This window comes from Pseudomonas sp. PvP089 (genome assembly GCF_017875165.1).
Lineage (GTDB): Bacteria > Pseudomonadota > Gammaproteobacteria > Pseudomonadales > Pseudomonadaceae > Aquipseudomonas > Aquipseudomonas fortuita.
The window spans coordinates 5,524,582-5,537,715 of record NZ_JAGGME010000001.1; the positions used below are offsets into that span (position 1 = coordinate 5,524,582).

Annotated in this window: 14 protein-coding genes; 8 read left to right on the top strand and 6 right to left on the bottom strand. The window is 61.8% G+C overall.

Annotation, left to right across the window (positions count from 1 at the left end; all coding sequences use genetic code 11):
* Positions 1-52: 52 nt before the first annotated feature.
* A complete protein-coding gene (gene mqo / locus J3A71_RS25130; protein WP_016484883.1) occupies positions 53-1,561 on the top strand; it encodes a malate dehydrogenase (quinone) in 1,509 nt (502 codons plus the stop codon).
* A 56-nt stretch (positions 1,562-1,617) separates the two neighbouring features.
* Here mqo and J3A71_RS25135 read toward each other — a convergent pair whose 3' ends face one another.
* The 3 genes from J3A71_RS25135 to J3A71_RS25145 all read right to left on the bottom strand — a co-directional run bounded on the left by J3A71_RS25135 (position 1,618) and on the right by J3A71_RS25145 (position 3,055).
* Positions 1,618-1,908 (bottom strand): PA4642 family protein, encoded by a 291-nt coding sequence (locus J3A71_RS25135; protein ID WP_060517691.1) that lies wholly within the window; start codon positions 1,906-1,908, stop codon positions 1,618-1,620.
* A 68-nt stretch (positions 1,909-1,976) separates the two neighbouring features.
* Entirely contained in the window at positions 1,977-2,447 is a 471-nt protein-coding gene (locus J3A71_RS25140) for a hypothetical protein (protein ID WP_016484881.1), read from the bottom strand.
* A 50-nt stretch (positions 2,448-2,497) separates the two neighbouring features.
* Positions 2,498-3,055: a hypoxanthine-guanine phosphoribosyltransferase gene (locus J3A71_RS25145; RefSeq protein ID WP_012270498.1), complete on the bottom strand. Its 558-nt coding sequence runs from the start codon at positions 3,053-3,055 to the stop codon at positions 2,498-2,500.
* Between the two features lie 160 nt (positions 3,056-3,215).
* Here J3A71_RS25145 and upp point away from each other — a divergent pair, with 160 nt between their 5' ends.
* Both upp and J3A71_RS25155 read left to right on the top strand, forming a co-directional pair.
* Positions 3,216-3,854 (top strand): uracil phosphoribosyltransferase, encoded by a 639-nt coding sequence (gene upp / locus J3A71_RS25150; protein WP_016484880.1) that lies wholly within the window; start codon positions 3,216-3,218, stop codon positions 3,852-3,854.
* Positions 3,855-3,856: 2 nt separating this feature from the next.
* The gene (locus tag J3A71_RS25155; protein ID WP_016484879.1) at positions 3,857-5,131 is read left to right on the top strand and encodes a uracil-xanthine permease family protein; all 1,275 of its coding nucleotides are present in this window, start codon (positions 3,857-3,859) and stop codon (positions 5,129-5,131) included.
* Between the two features lie 132 nt (positions 5,132-5,263).
* On the opposite strand, the gene hemH is transcribed toward J3A71_RS25155, so the two are convergent.
* On the bottom strand, positions 5,264-6,280 hold the full coding sequence (gene hemH / locus J3A71_RS25160; protein ID WP_102668037.1) for a ferrochelatase: 1,017 nt from the start codon (positions 6,278-6,280) through the stop codon (positions 5,264-5,266).
* A gap of 13 nt (positions 6,281-6,293) precedes the next feature.
* Entirely contained in the window at positions 6,294-7,199 is a 906-nt protein-coding gene (locus J3A71_RS25165; RefSeq protein WP_016484877.1) for a TIGR01777 family oxidoreductase, read from the bottom strand.
* Positions 7,200-7,386: 187 nt separating this feature from the next.
* On the opposite strand from J3A71_RS25165, the gene J3A71_RS25170 reads away from it, so the two are divergent.
* From J3A71_RS25170 to J3A71_RS25190, 5 genes are all read left to right on the top strand, one after another.
* On the top strand, positions 7,387-8,373 hold the full coding sequence (locus J3A71_RS25170) for an NAD(P)/FAD-dependent oxidoreductase (RefSeq protein WP_016484876.1): 987 nt from the start codon (positions 7,387-7,389) through the stop codon (positions 8,371-8,373).
* A 100-nt stretch (positions 8,374-8,473) separates the two neighbouring features.
* Entirely contained in the window at positions 8,474-9,442 is a 969-nt protein-coding gene (locus tag J3A71_RS25175) for a DUF523 and DUF1722 domain-containing protein (protein WP_102668019.1), read from the top strand.
* Positions 9,432-10,331, top strand: a complete 900-nt coding sequence (locus J3A71_RS25180) for a MerR family transcriptional regulator (protein WP_102668018.1) — start codon at positions 9,432-9,434, stop codon at positions 10,329-10,331. Before J3A71_RS25175 ends, J3A71_RS25180 begins: the two co-directional genes overlap by 11 nt.
* On the top strand, positions 10,322-11,749 hold the full coding sequence (gene phrB, locus J3A71_RS25185) for a deoxyribodipyrimidine photo-lyase (RefSeq protein WP_060517697.1): 1,428 nt from the start codon (positions 10,322-10,324) through the stop codon (positions 11,747-11,749). The genes J3A71_RS25180 and phrB overlap by 10 nt, the downstream gene beginning before the upstream one ends.
* An 11-nt stretch (positions 11,750-11,760) precedes the next feature.
* A complete protein-coding gene (locus tag J3A71_RS25190; protein WP_023047683.1) occupies positions 11,761-12,459 on the top strand; it encodes an SDR family NAD(P)-dependent oxidoreductase in 699 nt (232 codons plus the stop codon).
* A 108-nt stretch (positions 12,460-12,567) separates the two neighbouring features.
* On the opposite strand, the gene J3A71_RS25195 is transcribed toward J3A71_RS25190, so the two are convergent.
* Positions 12,568-13,086 (bottom strand): acyloxyacyl hydrolase, encoded by a 519-nt coding sequence (locus J3A71_RS25195; protein ID WP_024717663.1) that lies wholly within the window; start codon positions 13,084-13,086, stop codon positions 12,568-12,570.
* Positions 13,087-13,134: the final 48 nt, after the last annotated feature.

The window sequence follows — 13,134 nt, forward strand, 5'->3', positions numbered from 1 at the left end:
CCCAGGTCCTATGCTGTCAATTAGGTAGCTGTAGATTGTGGAGACGCGTTAAATGGCGCAGAACGAATCGGTTGATGTAGTACTGGTAGGCGCGGGCATCATGAGTGCCACCCTGGCCGTACTGCTGAAGGAGCTTGACCCGACCCTGAAGCTTGAGGTCGTCGAGGCGATGGACTCCGGAGCCGCGGAAAGCTCCAACCCCTGGAACAACGCAGGTACCGGCCACGCTGGTCTGTGCGAGCTTAACTACACGCCCCAGGCCGCCGATGGCAGCATCGACATCAAGAAGGCCGTGCACATCAACGCCCAGTTCGAGGTTTCGCGCCAGTTCTGGGCTTACCTGAGCAAGAAGGGCAACTTCGGCTCGGCGCGTGCATTCATCAACCCTGTCCCGCACCTGAGCTACGTCGAGGGTGACAAGGGTGTTTCCTTCCTCAAGAAGCGCTTCGAGCTGCTCAAGCAGCACCATGCCTTCGCCGAGATGGAATACACCGAAGACAAGGCGGTGATGAACGACTGGATGCCGCTGATGATGCCTGGCCGCCCAGCCGACCAGCACATTGCAGCTACCCGTGTAGCCAAAGGCACCGACGTCAACTTCGGCGCCCTGACCAACAAGCTGCTCAAGCTGCTGGGCGACTCGCCGGACGCGCAGGTGAAGTACAGCAAGAAGGTCGTCGGCCTGCGCCGTAACGGCAGCGGCTGGACCGTGAGCATCAAGGACGTCAACAGCGGCGGCAGCCGCGAAGTCGACGCTCGCTTTGTCTTCCTCGGTGCCGGTGGCGCGGCCCTGCCGCTGCTGCAGGCGTCCGGCATCCCGGAAAGCAAAGGCTTTGGCGGCTTCCCGGTCAGCGGCCAGTGGCTGCGTTGCGACAACCCGGAAATCGTCAAACAGCACCAGGCCAAGGTCTACAGCCAGGCCGCCGTGGGCGCCCCGCCGATGTCGGTACCGCACTTGGATACTCGCGTTGTGGACGGCAAGACTTCGTTGCTGTTCGGCCCGTACGCCGGTTTCACCACCAAGTTCCTCAAGCACGGTTCGCTGATGGACCTGCCGCTGTCGGTGCGCATGGGTAACATCGGCCCGATGCTGGCCGTGGCCCGTGACAACATGGACCTGACCAAGTACCTGGTCAGCGAAGTGATGCAGTCGATGGAGCAGCGCCTGGAAGCCCTGCGTCGCTTCTATCCGCAGGCCAAGGCCGAAGACTGGCGCCTGGAAGTGGCTGGTCAGCGCGTGCAGATCATCAAGAAGGACCCGAAAAAAGGCGGTGTGCTGCAGTTCGGTACCGAGCTGGTCTCGGCCCAGGACGGCAGCCTGGCCGCACTGCTCGGTGCCTCGCCAGGCGCTTCGGTGACCGTGTCGATCATGCTGGAACTGATCGAACGCTGCTTCCCCGAGCAGGCCAAGGGTGCCTGGGCTGCCAAGCTCAAGGAAATCTTCCCGGCGCGCGAGAAAACGTTGGCAACCGATGCTGCCCTGTACCACAAGATCAGTGCCGAAAACGACGTGGCGCTGGACCTGGTGGAAAGCAGCCCGGCGGCCAAGCATTACGCCTGAACCGACCGGTAACGAAAAAACGCCCCTCGGGGCGTTTTTTTGTGCCTGGATCTCTATCAACCGCGGGCGCGGTCGATGATCTCGATGTACTCAGGCGCATTGCGCTGGTCGGCGATCTGCTCAACGAAGGTTTTACCGTGCTCGTCCTGGCCATCCAGGTCCAGGCCAGCTTCGACAAAGAAGCCGACAAAGCGCTCGAAATCGTCTACGCGCAGCCCACGGTAGGCCTTGACCAGCTTGTGCAGCGACGGCGAGGTCACACCATCGGCCGGTTCGAACTGAAGGAACGACTTGATGTAGTCGTCGCTGATTTCGTCGCCGATTACCTGTTTCTTGTCTTTACGCATTGCCGACTCCAACTGGACCATCACGGGATTTCGAAGGCCGGCAGTTTACCCCTCGCAGGCCGCGTGCCTCAACGCGTACGTACGGTACCAGTGTGCAGGTCGGCCCAGATGTGACCATTGCCGTAGGTGAGAAACTGCACATACAAGGTTTCGTTGCGTAGCAGGTCCATGATCACCCGGTAGTCACTGACCGGGTAATTCAGGCTCAAGGTGCGGCTTTTTTCGTCATACACAGGCTTCTTCAGGCTCTTGGCCGCTTCGCCATCGAAGGTCAGCAGCACCTGGGCGATGGTCGCACCTTTGCTCAATGGCTTTCCCTTCAGGCGCACCTGCAACGAAGAGGTGATCGGGATAGGCTGCTGGTCGGACTGGCGCTGGGCCCCCACCACCACCGAGTAATCGGTCACTTGCAGCAGTTGCTGGCCGGTCGGCGCTTCCTGGCGCAGTGACTGGTCGTCAGGCGGCAGGAACTGGCTGTGCAGCGGTGCGGCGGCCAGTGGCAGGCTGACCGCCAACAGGAGGGGAAGAATCGCACGCATGTGAGGCTCCTTGAATGAAGGAGCACTCTAGCATGCAGGGCGGCGCTTGATTACAGCCCCTTGACGGCGAAAATGCCGTTGGCATTGCGCCAGTAGCCTTTGTAATCCATACCGTAACCGAAGATGTAGCGGTCGACACACGGCAGGCCCACGTAGTTGGCCTTGAGGTCCGGGCTGGCCTTGCGGTCGTGGTCCTTGTCGATCAGCACCGCGGTGTACACCGAGCGTGCGCCGGCATGCTTGCAGAACTCGATGATGGCGCTGAGGGTGTGGCCTTCGTCGAGGATGTCGTCGACGATCAGCACATCACGGTCGATGAACGACACTTCCGGCTTGGCCTTCCAGAACAGCTCACCGCCGCTGGTCTGGTTGCGGTAGCGGGTGGCGTGCAGGTACGAAGCTTCGAGCGGGAACTGCAAGTGGGTCAGCAGTTTGCCGGAGAAGATAAGGCCACCGTTCATCACGCAGAACACCACCGGGTTCTTGTCGTGCAGGTCCTTGCAGATCTGCTCGCCGACGTTGGCGATAGCCGCTTCGACTTCGGCTTCGGTGTACAGGCAGTCAGCTTCACGCATGACTTGACGGATGTGCTCGAGATCGGCGGACATGGCGCTCTCCGGGGGTGCATTTTGGAAAAGCGGGCAAAGGTACGCATCCGCTCGTCCCAGATCAAGCATTTATGGACTAACGTCCAAAATGACCAGACGACAGCACAGGTTGAATAGATTAATCTAGCGCGGTTTTTTTGCCCGCCTTTCGGAGCCCCCTATGCCCACTCGTGAGATCCGCCACCCGCTGATCCGCCACAAGCTCGGCCTGATGCGCCGTGCCGATATCAGCACCAAGAATTTTCGCGAACTCGCCCAGGAAGTCGGCGCGCTCCTGACCTATGAAGCCACCCAGGACCTGCCACTCGAAACCTACGAGATCGACGGCTGGTGTGGCAAGGTGCAAGTTGAAAAAATTGCCGGCAAGAAGATCACGGTAGTCCCCATCCTGCGCGCCGGCATCGGCATGCTCGACGGCGTGCTCAGCCTGATCCCGGGTGCCAAGGTCAGTGCCGTCGGCGTTGCCCGCAACGAAGAAACCCTCGAAGCCCATACCTACCTGGAAAAACTCGCGCCGGACATCAACCAGCGCCTGGCCCTGATCATCGACCCGATGCTGGCCACCGGCGGTTCGATGGTCGCCACCATCGACCTGCTGAAAAAGGCCGGCTGCAAAGAGATCCGGGCCATGGTCCTGGTCGCCGCGCCAGAAGGCATCGACGTGGTGGAAAAAGCCCACCCGGACGTGAAGATCTACACCGCCTCGATCGATCAGCGCCTGAACGAACACGGCTACATCGTGCCGGGCCTGGGCGATGCCGGTGACAAGATCTTCGGCACCAAGCAAAAGGACGCCTGACCATGCAGGACGGCTTCAACGACCCGCTCTGGCGCCAGGTCGTTTCGGGCGCGCAGATGCTCTTCGTGGCATTTGGCGCGTTGGTGCTGATGCCACTGATCACCGGCCTCGACCCGAACGTCGCGTTGTTCACCGCCGGCATCGGCACGCTGCTGTTCCAGCTGGTTACCGGCCGCCAGGTACCGGTTTTCCTGGCCTCCAGCTTTGCCTTCATCACCCCGATCATCCTCGCCAAGGGCCAGTTCGGCCTGGCCGAGACCATGGGCGGCGTGATGGCTGCAGGTTTCGTGTACACCTTCATGGGCCTGATGGTAAAAATCAAAGGCACCGGTTTTATCGACCGCATGCTGCCGCCTGTGGTGATCGGCCCGGTGATCATCTCCATCGGCCTGGCCATGGCACCGATTGCCGCCAACATGGCAATGGGCAAGGGTGGGGACGGCGTTGCGTTGATGCCCTACAAGACCGCCATGCTGATCTCCATGCCAGCCCTGCTGACAACCTTGATCGTCGCCGTGTTCGGCAAAGGTATTTTCCGCCTGGTCCCGATCATCTCCGGCGTGCTGGTGGGCTTTGCCCTGTCGTTCGCCTTTGGCGTGGTCGACACGGCCCGGATAGCCGCCGCACCGTGGCTGGAAATCCCCAATTTCACCGCACCGGCGTTCAACTGGCAGGCCATCCTGTTCATCGTCCCGGTTGCCCTGGCGCCGGCCATCGAGCACATCGGCGGGGTGATCGCGGTCGGTAGCGTGACCGGCCGTGACTACCTGAAAAAGCCTGGCCTGCACCGTACCTTGCTAGGTGACGGCCTGGCCACCACGGCGGCCGGCCTGTTCGGCGGCCCGCCAAACACCACCTACGCCGAAGTGACTGGCGCGGTGATGCTGACCAAGAACTACAACCCGAAGATCATGACCTGGGCGGCGGTCTTCGCCATTACCCTGGCGTTCATCGGCAAGTTCGGCGCGCTGCTGCAAAGCATCCCGGTGCCAGTGATGGGCGGTATTCTGTGCCTGCTGTTTGGTTCGATCGCGGCGGTGGGCATGAACACCATGATCCGCCACAAGATCGACCTGGCCGAAGCGCGCAACCTGGTGATCGTGTCGGTAACCTTGGTGTTTGGTATCGGCGGCGTACTGATCGGCAGCGGTGACGGCCCGGACGACTGGGGCCTGAAGGGCATCGCCCTGTGCGCCATCGTGGCGATTGCCTTGAACCTGATCCTGCCGGGTAATGATGGATGGAAGCACAAGCAGCTGGATGATCACTTGCCTTGATCCGGCTTTAACCCGAACCGCCCCTATCGCCAGCAGGCCCGCCCCCACAGGTACACCACAGGCTTCAGCTACTGTGTTGCTCCTGTGGGAGCGGGCTTGCCGGCGACAGGGCCGGTACAGGCAGCCGCAATGTCAGGCCTTTTCGCACATCTGCGCCAGCACCCTCACCCACTCCGGGTGATCATTCAGGCATGGCACCAGCACCAGCTCCCGCCCGCCAGCCTCGACGAACTGTTCGCTGCCCCGCATACCGATTTCTTCCAGCGTCTCGATGCAATCGGCCACGAACGCCGGGCACATCACCAGCAACTTTTTCACACCGGCCTTGGCCAGCTCATCCAGCCGCGTCTCGGTGTACGGTTCGATCCACTTGTCCCGACCCAGCCGTGACTGGAACGATACCGACCATTTGCCATCCGGTATGCCCATGCTCTGCGCAAAGGCTTTGGCCGTAGCCAGGCATTGCCCGCGGTAACACACCGCACGCACCTCGGCGGATGCACCGTGACAGCAATCGGCGGTACGCAGGTCGTGCTTGCTGCCCTTCGGAAACAGCTTCTTCAAGTGCCGCTCGGGCAAGCCATGGAAGCTCAGCAACAGGTGGTCGTAATCCTGTTCCAGGTAAGGCCGGGCGCTGGCAGCCAGCGCCTCGATGTATTCAGGGTGCTCGTAGAACGGCTGCAGCACGCGCATCTGCAGCGGCAGCTGGCGTTCGTTGACCACCTGTTTGGTCAGCTCGACCACAGTGGTCACGGTACTGTCGGCAAACTGTGGATAAAGCGGTGCCAAGGTCACCTTGCGCACGCCTTGAGCTGCCAGGCGTTCCAGCACTTCGGGCAAGGCTGGCTGGCCATAGCGCATGGCAATCTCCACCGGGCCATGGGGCCAGTGCTCGACCATTGCGGACTGCAAACGGCGGGTCAGCACCACCAGCGGCGAGCCTTCCTCCCACCAGATCGAGCCGTAGGCATGCGCCGACTGCTCCGGGCGTTTGAGCAGTATCAGCGACACCAGCAAGCGCCGCACCGGCCAGGGCAGGTCGACAACATACGGGTCCATCAGAAACTGGTTGAGGTAGCGGCGCACATCGGCAACCGAGGTGGATGCCGGAGAACCCAGGTTGACCAGCAGCAGGGCGTGATCGGTCATGCAGCGTCCTATGTCAGAGGCGGCTGGACAGGTCGTCCAGGGCCGATTGCAGATCGTTGAAACGGAAGGTGAAGCCAGCCGCCAGCAAGCGTACCGGGCGTGCCCGCTGGCCGCCCAGCAGCAAGGTCGACATCTCCCCCAGGCCAGCCTTGAGCAACAATGACGGCACCGGCAGCAGCGCCGGCCGATGCAGGGCCCGGCCCAGGCGCCTGGCGAACTCACGGTTACGCACCGGCTCCGGGGCGCAGGCATTATAAGGACCGCTGGCATCCTTTTGCTGCAAGAGAAAATCAATCAGGGCGACCTGATCGTCTATATGGACCCACGGCATCCATTGCCGCCCATCACCCAATGGCCCGCCCAGCCCCAGCTTGAAGGGCACGCGCAGGCGCGACAAAAAGCCGCCATCGCTGGCCAGCACCAGCCCGGTGCGCACCAGCACCACGCGGATCCCCTGTGCCAGGGAGCGCTGGGCCGTTTCTTCCCAGGCAATGCACAACTGGCTGGCGAAATCTTCGCGTACCGGTGGCGAAGCCTCGGTCAGCTCGCGTTCGCCACCGTCACCGTACCAGCCCACCGCAGACCCGGAGATCAGCACGTCCGGGCGTTGCTCACGGGTGCCCAACCAAGTCAGCAATTGCTCGGTCAGGGTGACCCGGCTAGCCCACAGCAGGTTGCGCCGGGCAGCCGTCCAGGGCCGATCGGCAATCGGCGCACCGGCCAGGTTGACCACCGCATCAAGGTGATCGTCCGCCTCCAGTTGCTCCAGCCGGGCGATGCCACGCACGCCACTGCCACATATTTTCGCCACCTGTTCAGGTCGCCGGCTCCAAACCGTAAGCCGGTGCCCCTGGCCAAGCCAGTACTGGCAAAGATGCTTGCCAATCAACCCGGTGCCGCCTGTCAGCAATATATGCATGGCTGTGTCCTCGCAGAATGCGGCGGTGGTCTATTTTTAACATCAAGGCACTTTTTTGACCCGACGCTCTCGGATAAACATAGGCCAACCTGACCGCCAAAGCGGTATAACCTTATACAGAATTTCTGGATTGTACAGGTTTGCCTGACAGCGTAGTCTGCTAACAGCAAGGTTTGAAGAGGCCATCATGACAGTACCTATTGCCATCATCGGGGCCGGTATCGCCGGCTTGTCAGCCGCCCAGGCCCTACAAAAGGCCGGGCAATCCGTGCATCTGTTCGACAAAGGCCACGGCAGTGGCGGGCGCATGGCCAGCAAGCGCAGCGAGGCCGGCGCGCTGGACCTCGGCGCCCAGTACTTCACTGCCCGGGACCGGCGCTTCGTCGAGCAGGTGCAACAGTGGGTTGCCGCGGGCTGGGCCGAGCAGTGGAAGCCACAGCTGTACAACTACCGTGATGGCGAGCTCACTCCCTCCCCTGACGAACAGACCCGCTGGGTAGGCGTGCCACGCATGAGCGCCATTACCCGTGGCCTGCTCAAGGATGTGACGGTGAACTTCGGCTGCCGTATCGCCGAGGTGTTCCGTGGCAAGCAATACTGGCACCTGCAAGACACCGAAGGCTGCAGCCATGGCCCTTACAGCCGGGTGGTGATTGCCGTGCCGGCACCGCAGGCCACGCCACTTCTGGCCTCCACCCCAAAACTTGCCGCGGTGGCTGCGGGCGTGCAAATGGAACCTGTGTGGGCGGTCGCCCTGGCCTTCCAGACACCTTTGGACACCCCGATGCAAGGCTGCTTCGTGCAGGACAACCCGCTTGACTGGCTGGCCCGTAACCGCAGCAAGCCCGGCCGCGATGAGCAACTCGATACCTGGGTGCTGCACGCCACGTCTGACTGGAGCCGGCAGCACATCGACCTGCCCAAGGAAGAAGTGATCGAACAGCTGTGGGGCGAGTTTGCCGAGCTGGTCGGCTGCGTGGTGCCGGCGCCTAACTTCGCCCTGGCCCACCGCTGGCTCTATGCGCGCCCCAGCAGCAATCACGAGTGGGGCGCACTGGCCGATGCTGACCAAGGCCTGTATGCCTGCGGCGACTGGTGCCTGTCCGGGCGAGTCGAAGGCGCGTGGCTCAGCGGCCAGGAAGCGGCGCGCAGACTGCTCGAACACCTGGAATGATTTAGCGCCATACACAAATTCTAGTTTGCATAACTTCCGGGCTGTGCTGGAATAAACCTGTACAAGATTTTAGACTCGTACAGGTTTACGGGAGACAGCCATGCACGACACTTCAGCCCACAGCAAGCCGCGTATCGCCATCAGCGCCTGCCTGACCGGGCACAGCGTGCGTTACAACGGCGGCCATAAGGCCTCAGACCTGTGCCGTACGCAACTGGGCGCCCATTTCGACTGGCTGCCGGTGTGCCCGGAAGTTGCCATCGGCCTGGGCATACCGCGCGACCCGATCCGCCTCGTCGGCAATCCCGAACGACCGGAAGTGGTCGGTACCCGTAACCCAGGCATGGACCTGACCGGCCCGCTACGCAACTATGGCGAGCAGATGGCCGCCGAGCTCGACAGCATCTGCGGCTATATTTTCATGCAGAAATCGCCCTCTTGCGGCCTGGAGCGGGTCAAGGTGTATCAGGACAATGGCCACCCGGCCATCCAGGGGGGGCGCGGCGTGTATGCCCAAGCGTTCTGCGCAAGACGCCCGGACCTGCCTGTGGAAGAAGAAGGTCGCCTGCATGACCCGGTGCTGCGCGAGAACTTCATCAGCCGCGTGTACGCCTACGCCGACTGGCAGCGCCTGCTGGCCGAGGGCCTTAGCCGTGGAAGCCTGGTGCGCTTTCATTCGCGTTACAAATACCTGGTGATGGCCAACAACCCCCAGGCCTACCGCACCTTGGGCCGCCTGCTCGGCAGCATGAGCAAGGATGACGACCCACAAACCATCGGCCCACGCTACTTCAGCCAGCTGATGCAGGCCCTGAGACGCTGTGCCAGCCGCGGCACCCATTGCAATGTGCTGCAGCACATCAGCGGCTATTTCAAGGACAACCTCACGCAGCAAGACAAAGCCGAGCTGCAGACAATCATCAGCCAGTACCAGCAAGGCGTGGTGCCGCTGGTGGTACCGCTGACCCTGCTCAAGCACCATTTGCGCAAGCATCCAGACCCGTACCTGCTGCAACAGGCCTACCTGCAGCCGCACCCGGAAAGTCTGGGCTTGCGCAATGCAGTCTGAAACCTTGCTGCCCATCGGCGAACTTGCCCGTCGCACTGGGGTGAATCCGGTCACCCTGCGCGCCTGGGAGCGCCGGTATGGCCTGCTCAAGCCGCAGCGCACCGCCAAGGGGCATCGCCTGTATCCGCTGGATCAGGTGGAACGGGTCGAGGCAATCCTTGGCTGGCTGCAGCGTGGAGCATCGGTCGGCCAGGTACGCGAGCTGCTGGACAAACCCTCCGGCACACCGCCCAAAGGTGACTGGCAGGCCCGACAATTCCAGCTGGTCGAGGCCATTGCCAACCTGTCCCAGCGCGCCCTTGACCAGCAGCTCAACCAGGCCATGGCCCTGTACCCGGCCGTTACCCTGTGCGAACAACTGCTGCTGCCGCTGCTCGACCTCCTCGACCTGCGCTGGCGTAGTTACTTCAATGCGCAGCTGGAACAGGTGTTTTTCCACAGCTGGCTACGCAGCAAGCTTGGTGCCCGCGTCTACCATGACAACCAGCTGCTGCAGGGCCCTGCGGTGTTGCTGGTGGAAGACAGTGAACGTGTCTTCAGCCCCGGTTTATGGCTTTGCGCCTGGCTGTTCACCAGCAACGGGTTCCCGGTCGAGGTGCTGGAGCACCCCGTTGCCGGCCCGCACCTTCAACGCGCCGTCAGCACGCTCAGCCCCCGCGCCGTACTTCTGCACCTGGGGCCCCGCATCGATGGCAAGGCACTGCAACGCACCCTGCACAACCTGCCCATGCCAATCCTGGCCGGCGGCCCGACGCTGTTGCTGCATGAAGCGCAGCTGCGTGCCCTCAAGTTGCCCAACCTCGCCCTGTTCGACACCCCGCAAGTGGCATTGAGCTTGCTTCAAGCCCATGACCGCCTGCCTGTAGAGATGAATGCCCCATGCACCTGACCTGGCTGCGCAGTGACCTGCGCATCGATGACAACACCGCGCTCAGCGCCGCCACCGAGCGCGGACCCACCATCGCCCTGTGGCTGATCAGCCCCGGGCAATGGCAGGCCCATGATGACGCCGCCTGCAAAGTCGATTTCTGGCTGCGCAGCCTGCGCGACCTGCGCCAATCGCTGGAAGGCCTGAATATCCCCCTGCTGATCCGCAAGATAGACACCTGGGAGCAGGCACCACAAGCCGTGCTGGAGGTATGCCGCCAACATCAGGTGGCAAGCGTTCACTGGAACGAAGAGTACGGCATCAACGAGCAGCGCCGCGATGATGCCACCCGCGCCCTGCTAGAAAAGTCGGGCATTCAGGCACACAGCCACCTCGACCAGCTGTTCTTCCGCCCGGGCACCATCCTCACCCGCAGTGGCGATTATTTTCAGGTTTTCAGCCAGTTCAAGAAAACCTGCCTGGAGCACCTGCATCGCAGCCTGCCCGCGTTGGCCCACCGGGTTAAGCGGCAGGCACCGCTGCACATCCCTGCCGACCCTGTTCCGCAACACGTGGACGGTTTTGAAACACCCGCCCGCGCTCTGCGTGAACACTGGCCAGCGGGTGAAGCGCAGGCGCAGGGGCGGCTGTCCCGCTTTCTCGACGAAGCCATTGATGACTACCAGCAACTGCGTGACCTACCTGCCAAACCTGGTACCAGCCAGCTTTCGCCTTACCTGGCCGCCGGCGTGATATCGCCTCGCCAGTGCCTGCACGGTGCACTGGCCAGCAACCGGGGCGAATTCGACAGTGGCAGTACGGGCGTGCAGACCTGGATCAACGAGCTGCTCTGGCGCGAGTTCTACAAGCACATCCTGTGCGGTTACCCTCAGGTCTCGCGACACCGTGCCTTCCGCGCCCAGACCGAAGCCCTGCCCTGGCGTGATGCACCGGCCGACCTTGAAGCCTGGGAACAGGGCCGTACGGGTTTCCCGATCATCGACGCCGCCATGCGCCAGTTGCTCCACACCGGATGGATGCATAATCGGCTGCGCATGATCGTGGCCATGTTCCTCAGCAAGAACCTGCTGATCGACTGGCGCAAGGGCGAGCGGCACTTCATGCGCCACTTGATAGACGGTGACCTGGCGGCCAACAATGGCGGTTGGCAGTGGAGCGCGTCCACCGGAACGGACGCAGTGCCCTACTTCCGTATCTTCAACCCGATTTCACAGTCTCAGCGTTTCGACCCTCAGGGGCATTTCATTCGGCACTGGCTGCCGGACCTACGTGACATAGATGAGAAAAATATCCATGAACCGATGAAATCCAGGGATCTATTTGCTACTAATTTGTATCACAGTCCTATGGTCGATCTCAGCAGCAGTCGCCAGCGTGCAATAGAAGCTTTCAAGGGCCTTCCCCGCCGGCAGGATTAGAGGACAACGTCTTGACTAACTCACGCAGTTTTTGGGTTACGGGCGCCAGCAATGGACTAGGTCTGGCTTTGGTGGAACGCTTGCTCGAACAGGGCCACCGCGTTGCCGCCAGTACGAAGGAAAGCGATGAACTGGAAAGATTGGCAGCACAACATGGTCGGCGTTTCTTGCGCCTGCCCTGGCAGTTGCATGCCGAGCCAAATGCAGCGGATGCCTGCCAGCAGATAGGCCATGCCTGGTGCTCGCTGGATGGTCTGATCATCAATGCCGGTACCAGCGATTATCTGCCAGACGACGTAGCGGACAGCGACCTGTTCGAGGCGATCGTCACAAGCAACCAGCTGGCGGCTGAGCAGTGCCTTGGCCATGCCTTGCCCCTGCTGGCCAAGGGGGATTCACCGCAGGTGTTGGCAGTGTTCAACCGCTATTCGGCATTGCAATTGTATGCCCCGACGCAGGTAACTGCAGGCTGGAACAACCTGCCGCAGTGGATGCGTGAGCAGCGCCAGGCCTTGAAAGCTCAAGGGGTAGGCCTGACCATAGTAGGGCCACAGTCGCTCAAGGTAGCGGTGACGTCGGCGCAGGCGATACCGGAGCAATGGACGCCACAGAGCGTTGCTGAAGCGTTGTTGCGTCGGTGGCCGCAAGCTGAACCGGAACTGGTTCTGGAGGCGCTGGAACTCAGCAGCCTATGGCCGTTGACGCGCTAAGCCCCTGAAATCGGCGTTAGCCCCGCCCCCACAGAACGCACACCCTTTGAGGATCGTGCATTCCCTGTGGGAGCGGGTTCACCCGCGAAAAGGCCTGTGCAGGTGAACTCAGAGCGCCATGCGGTAGTGCAAGCTATAGCTCTCCACACCATCGTTAGGCTCTTTGATGCCCGCATTGGAATAATGGATCGCCCGCACCCCGATCTCATGCCCCCCTGCAAAGCGCAAACCAAAGCCGATGCGGTCCTCGAACTGGAATGCCGAGCCCAGCTCGTTGCTTTCCAGCTCGGTGCTGGAGAACGCGGCTACACCGATCCCCGCTTCGATGTAGGGCTTCACCGACTCCCCGGCAAATTCGTAAACGAACACTGGCGCGAACGACAAGCTATGGTTGCTCGCCGTCTCGTCGCCGTCCCAATACGTATAGGCCCCATCCCAATATCCGGTCAGCCGACCAACACTGGTCTGCCACCAGCTTGCGTCCCAGTTCGATTGCAGCCCTAGCCGGTAGACCATGGTCGAGTCACCGGTCTGCCCCACCGAAACCGAAATGTCGGCAGCCTGTGCCGACATTGCTTGACCCAAAGTAAAGGCGGCAGCCGCCGCCAAGCCGAGCAGTTTCCTCATGAGAAACATCCTTCTTCCTGATGCTGTTATTAGTGTCCGCCTCAATCA

Coding starts and splice junctions, on each gene's coding strand:
- J3A71_RS25145 (WP_012270498.1), bottom strand. CDS start 3,055: ATGTCCGCCGATCTCGAGCACATCCGTCAAGTCATGCGTGAAGCTGAC.
- upp (WP_016484880.1), top strand. CDS start 3,216: ATGCCCACTCGTGAGATCCGCCACCCGCTGATCCGCCACAAGCTCGGC.
- J3A71_RS25175 (WP_102668019.1), top strand. CDS start 8,474: ATGCACGACACTTCAGCCCACAGCAAGCCGCGTATCGCCATCAGCGCC.
- J3A71_RS25165 (WP_016484877.1), bottom strand. CDS start 7,199: ATGCATATATTGCTGACAGGCGGCACCGGGTTGATTGGCAAGCATCTT.
- hemH (WP_102668037.1), bottom strand. CDS start 6,280: ATGACCGATCACGCCCTGCTGCTGGTCAACCTGGGTTCTCCGGCATCC.
- J3A71_RS25195 (WP_024717663.1), bottom strand. CDS start 13,086: ATGAGGAAACTGCTCGGCTTGGCGGCGGCTGCCGCCTTTACTTTGGGT.
- J3A71_RS25135 (WP_060517691.1), bottom strand. CDS start 1,908: ATGCGTAAAGACAAGAAACAGGTAATCGGCGACGAAATCAGCGACGAC.
- phrB (WP_060517697.1), top strand. CDS start 10,322: ATGCACCTGACCTGGCTGCGCAGTGACCTGCGCATCGATGACAACACC.
- J3A71_RS25170 (WP_016484876.1), top strand. CDS start 7,387: ATGACAGTACCTATTGCCATCATCGGGGCCGGTATCGCCGGCTTGTCA.
- J3A71_RS25140 (WP_016484881.1), bottom strand. CDS start 2,447: ATGCGTGCGATTCTTCCCCTCCTGTTGGCGGTCAGCCTGCCACTGGCC.
- J3A71_RS25155 (WP_016484879.1), top strand. CDS start 3,857: ATGCAGGACGGCTTCAACGACCCGCTCTGGCGCCAGGTCGTTTCGGGC.
- J3A71_RS25180 (WP_102668018.1), top strand. CDS start 9,432: ATGCAGTCTGAAACCTTGCTGCCCATCGGCGAACTTGCCCGTCGCACT.
- mqo (WP_016484883.1), top strand. CDS start 53: ATGGCGCAGAACGAATCGGTTGATGTAGTACTGGTAGGCGCGGGCATC.